5 protein-coding genes and 1 pseudogene are annotated in these 4,605 nt (G+C 70.3%); all 6 read right to left on the reverse strand.

The genetic code is table 11. From position 1 onward, the window contains the following. Positions 1-782 (reverse strand): annotated as a pseudogene (locus tag ACE3TL_RS16595) (glutamate-5-semialdehyde dehydrogenase); the annotation flags it as partial. Positions 783-848: 66 nt separating this feature from the next. Next, positions 849-1,982: a glutamate 5-kinase gene (gene proB, locus ACE3TL_RS16600; RefSeq protein WP_374579773.1), complete on the reverse strand. Its 1,134-nt coding sequence runs from the start codon at positions 1,980-1,982 to the stop codon at positions 849-851. Then, positions 1,970-3,019 carry a GTPase ObgE gene (gene obgE, locus ACE3TL_RS16605; RefSeq protein WP_374579770.1) on the reverse strand — a complete coding sequence of 350 codons (1,050 nt, stop codon included), beginning with the start codon at positions 3,017-3,019 and terminating at the stop codon, positions 1,970-1,972. Before obgE ends, proB begins: the two co-directional genes overlap by 13 nt. Positions 3,020-3,122: 103 nt before the next feature. Further along, positions 3,123-3,659, reverse strand: a complete 537-nt coding sequence (locus ACE3TL_RS16610; RefSeq protein ID WP_374579771.1) for a GNAT family N-acetyltransferase — start codon at positions 3,657-3,659, stop codon at positions 3,123-3,125. Positions 3,660-3,794: 135 nt separating this feature from the next. Further along, on the reverse strand, positions 3,795-4,061 hold the full coding sequence (rpmA, locus tag ACE3TL_RS16615) for a 50S ribosomal protein L27 (protein WP_374534597.1): 267 nt from the start codon (positions 4,059-4,061) through the stop codon (positions 3,795-3,797). A gap of 29 nt (positions 4,062-4,090) precedes the next feature. Next, on the reverse strand, positions 4,091-4,605 hold a 515-nt coding region (gene rplU, locus ACE3TL_RS16620), incomplete at its 5' end, for a 50S ribosomal protein L21 (protein WP_374579772.1).

A 4,605-nucleotide genomic window follows, 5' to 3' on the forward strand; every position in this document is an offset into this window, starting at 1 on the left:
AGGGCCAGGCGCGGATCGGAGAACATCGCCCAGCCGGCCGCATGCTCGGGGCTGTCGACCAGGGCCGCCGAATCGGGCGGCAGGCCGGCGGCTTCCAGGGCCGGGTCCAGGGCGTGTTCGACGATGGCGCGCGCGGTGCCCAGGGCGTCGGACCCGATGCGGAAGACTACGGTGTTGCCGGTGCGCAGCACGCCGGTGGCGTCTGCGAAGACATTGGGGCGGCCCTCGAACACGAAGCCGACCACGCCCAGGGGCGCTGCGACCTGATCGACGCGCCAGCCTTCGTGGACCACCTGCTCGACGATGCGCCCACGTCCGCCCTCGGTGTCGCGCCAGACCCGCAGGCCGGCGATCATGTCGGCGCGCATCGCCTCGCTGACCGCCAGGCGGGTGGTGGAGCGCCCGCGCGCCCTGGCCCGTTCGACATCGTCTGAATTGGCCTTGGCGATGGCGTTCCAGGCGCCGTCGTCGGCCAGATTGGCGGCGAAAGCCTCGAAGAAGCGGGTGATCGCCGCATCCGACACCTCGGCCAGCTTGCCGAAGGCGGCGTGGGCGCGGCCGACCGCGCCGGCGGCGATGGCCTGGACGGCGGCCGGCACATGCAGCAGGTCGCCGCTCTCCTGCACCACCACCAGCCGGTCGCCAGGTTTGAAGGCGCCGGCCAGAGCTTCGGAGACATAGGCCACGCGGTCGCCGCCGAACGGGATCGGCATGCCGGCGGTCAGAGCCTCCAGCCTGCCCACGCTCGTGCCGATCTTGGTTCTCGCCGCCGCGTCGTCCATTGCGCCCTAATGCTCGGTTTGAGGTTTACTAGGCTCCTTGAAGCCCCGTCGCAAATCCGCAGATGTTCAGGCCGGCGCCCGCACCGCCAGCGCCAGGTCGTCGGCATGGACCATCGGGCCGTAGCTGAAGCCCAGTACGCCTTCGATGGCGCTGGACTTCAGGCCGCGAATCCTCTCGGCGTCGGCCGAGTCGTAGCGGGCCAGGCCACGGCCGATCTCGCGCCCCGCCTCGTCGGCGATCAGCACCGCATCGCCCTTGTCGAACCGCCCTGAGATCGCCTTGACCCCAGCGGCCAGCAGGCTCTTGCCGCCGGCCAGCGCCCGCGCCGCCCCCTCGTCGACCACCAGTGCCCCGGCGGTCGCCAGCGACCCGGCGATCCAGGCCTTGTAGGCCGCGGCCGCCGAGACTGAAGGCTCGATCACCGTGGCCGTCTCGCCGGCCTCGATGGCGGCCAGCGGCGCCGGGCGGCGGCCGAGCGTGATGATGGTGGCGCAGCCTGCGGACTGGGCGATGCGCGCGGCCATGATCTTGGTGGCCATGCCGCCGGTGCCGACCCCGGCCGCGGCGTTGGCGCCCCCGGCCATGGCCTCGATCTCCGGCGTCAGGTGCGCGATCCGCGGCAGATGCCGGGCGGCCGGGTCCTTGCGCGGGTCGGCGGTGTAGAGCCCCTCGACGTCGGACAGCAGCACCAGCGCCTCGGCCCCCATCATCTGGGCCACGCGCGCGGCCAGCCGGTCGTTGTCGCCGTAGCGGAGCTCTTCGGTGACGACCGTGTCGTTCTCGTTGATGACCGGCGTCGAGCCCAGCGCCAGCAGGGTCGAAAGCGTCGCCCGCGCATTCAGCCAGCGGCGGCGGATCTCGGTGTCGTCCCGGGTGATCAGCACCTGGGCGGCGGCGATCCCATGCGGCTCCAGCGCCTCTTCCCAGGCCCGCATCAGCGCCGACTGCCCGGCCGCCGCGCAGGCCTGCTTTTCCGGCAGGGTCAGCTTGCGGCGGCCGACGCCCAGCCGCCGGCGGCCCAGCGCCACCGCTCCGGACGAGACCACCAGCACCTGCTGGCCGCGGGCGCGTAGCCGCGCCAGGTCCGCGGCGAAGGCGGTGAGCCAGGCTGAATCGGGTCCGGCCTCTCCCGCCACCAGGGCCGAGCCGACCTTGACGACGACCTTCTTGGCGGCGGCCAGTTCGTTCACGGCGTCCAGCCTGCGCCGCCCGATTGCTCGGCCTCTTCCTCGGCGATCTGCGCCTTGCGGTCGCGGACCATGCCATAGGCTTCGCGCAGCAGTTCGGTCACGCCCTTGCCCGAGACGCCCGAGACCAGCCGCACCTTGCCGCCGACCGCCTCCTCCAGCGCCTCGCGCTGCATCTCGATGACGCTGTCGTCCAGGGCGTCGATCTTGTTGAGGGCGACGATCTCGGTCTTGTCGCCCAGGTCCTCGCCATAGGCCTCCAGCTCGGCGCGCACCGTGCGCCAGGCTTCGGCCACGTCAGTCTGGGTGGCGTCGACCAGGTGGATCAGCACCGCGGTCCGCTCCACATGGCCGAGGAAGCGCGTGCCCAGGCCTGCGCCTTCAGAGGCGCCTTCGATCAGGCCTGGAATGTCGGCCAGCACGAAGCGCTCGCTGGGCGACAGGTCGACCATGCCGAGGTTGGGGGCCAGGGTCGTGAAGGGATAGTCGGCGATCTTCGGCTTGGCGGCGCTGGCCGCGGCCAGGAAGGTCGACTTGCCGGCGTTGGGCAGGCCGACCAGGCCGACGTCGGCGATCAGCTTGAGCCGCAGCCAGATCCAGCGCTCCTCGCCTTCCTGGCCGGGATTGGCGTGGCGCGGCGCCTGGTTGATCGGTCCCTTGAAGCGGTCGTTGCCCCAGCCGCCGTTGCCGCCTTTCAGCAGCAGCAGGCGCTTGCCGGCCACATCCATGTCCGCGATCAGGGTTTCCTTGTCCTCGTCGAGGATCTCGGTGCCGACTGGCACCTTCAGCACCACGTCCTCGCCGGCCGCGCCGTGGCGGTTGCGGCCCATGCCGTGGATGCCGGTCCCGGCCTTGAAGTGCTGCTGGTAGCGATAGTCGATCAGGGTGTTCAGCCCGTCGACCGCCTCGATCCAGACGTCGCCGCCCTTGCCGCCGTCGCCGCCGTCTGGGCCGCCGTACTCGATGTACTTCTCGCGCCGGAACGACACAGCGCCGCCGCCGCCGTTTCCGGAGCGGATATAGATCTTGCACTGGTCGAGGAACTTCATCGGGGCCTTTTGTAGCACAGAAGGACGCAGGTCGAGGGCGGAGTGGCCCGAAGGTCGTCATCCCCGGCCTTCGGCTCCGCTCCGGCCGGGGATGACGGGTGGATCAGGCCAGCCAGACCATCATGCGGGTCGGGGTCGGCTGGCCGCCGCGGGCGACGCTGCTACGCAGTTCGACGTCGCCGGTGTAGAGGAAGCCGGCCTTGCACAGCACCTGGCCCGAGGCCGGGTTGTCGGCGAAGTGGCCCGCGCGCATGTAGCGCCGGCCCCAGGTGCGATGGGCCCAGACCAGCGCGCCCTGCGCCGCCTCGGTGGCGAAGCCTTCGCCCCAGTGCGGCCGGCCGAGCCAGTAGCCGATCTCGCACTCGCCGCCGTCCTGGGTATGGAAGCCCAGCACGCCGACCGCCCCATGCTCGGGATGGTCGATGACGAACACCGCCTCGCTGGCGGGATCGGCCTCGCTGGCCTTCTCGAGAAAGCCCTCGGCGTGGTCCACGCCATAGGGATAGGGCATGGCCGTGGTCATGCGCGCCACGTCGAAGTCGTTGGCGTAGGTCGCCAATTGGGCTGCGTCGCTGCGGCGGGGCTTACGCAGCCGCAGACGCTGCGTGGTGATGACGGGCTCCAGTTCGATCGCGCACATTGCGTACCTCCCGGCCCTCTTTTGGGGGCCTGTTGCAGAAAACGAAGAGGGGGAGTCCGGCGGTCCGGACTCCCCCTCGGAAGCTTCCTGCCCGGATCGCCTTACGGCGAACCCGGTTTCAAGAGGTTCGCCTGATTATTCGGCCGCTTGCGGCACGACCACGTTCACGTAGGTGCGGTCGTCACGCTTGGTGACGAACTTCACCGAACCTGCGGCGGTGGCGAAAAGGGTGTGGTCCTTGCCCATGCCGACGTTCTCGCCGGCGAAGAACTTGGTGCCGCGCTGGCGCACGATGATGTTGCCGCCGACGACGGCTTCGCCGCCGAACTTCTTGACGCCAAGGCGACGGCCAGCCGAGTCGCGACCGTTGCGCGAGGAGCCGCCGGATTTCTTGTGAGCCATAGCTCTCTCCTAACTCTTCTGGGACGCGCTTATTCGGCGGCGTCGTCGGACGTCTTGGCGGCCTTCTTCGGCGCAGCCTTCGCTTCGCCTTCGGCCTTCGGTGCGGCGGCCTTCTTCGGCGCGGCCTTCTTGGCCGGCGCCTCGGCGACCGGAGCCGCAGCGGCTTCCAGCTCGGCGACCACGTTCTTCAGGTTGCGCGCGCGCGCGTCCAGCAGGGCCTTCGAGGTCAGGTCGACCTTGCCGTCCCACTTGGCCGACTTGCCGGCGCCGTCGATGGCGGTGACGCGCAGCACGGTTTCCGACTGGCGGTGACCGCGGGTGCGACGATAGCCCTGGCGGCGGATCTTCTTGAAGATCTTCACCTTCTCGCCCCTGCGGGTTTCGATCAGGGTGGCGGAGACCTTCGCGCCGTCGACCAGCGGGGCGCCGACCGTCACGGCCTCGCCGTCGCCCAGCATCAGGACGTCGCCGAACGCGACTTCCGCACCGGGTTCACCGTCGAGCTTTTCGACGACCAGCAGGTCACCGGCTTGAACCCGGTACT

Source organism: Phenylobacterium sp. (assembly GCF_041920015.1).
Taxonomy (GTDB): Bacteria; Pseudomonadota; Alphaproteobacteria; order Caulobacterales; family Caulobacteraceae; genus Phenylobacterium.

What these genes read in the sequence shown, in the direction of transcription:
- obgE (WP_374579770.1), bottom strand. Translation starts at nt 3,019, where the DNA reads ATGAAGTTCCTCGACCAGTGCAAGATCTATATCCGCTCCGGAAACGGC.
- ACE3TL_RS16610 (WP_374579771.1), bottom strand. Translation starts at nt 3,659, where the DNA reads ATGTGCGCGATCGAACTGGAGCCCGTCATCACCACGCAGCGTCTGCGG.
- rpmA (WP_374534597.1), bottom strand. Translation starts at nt 4,061, where the DNA reads ATGGCTCACAAGAAATCCGGCGGCTCCTCGCGCAACGGTCGCGACTCG.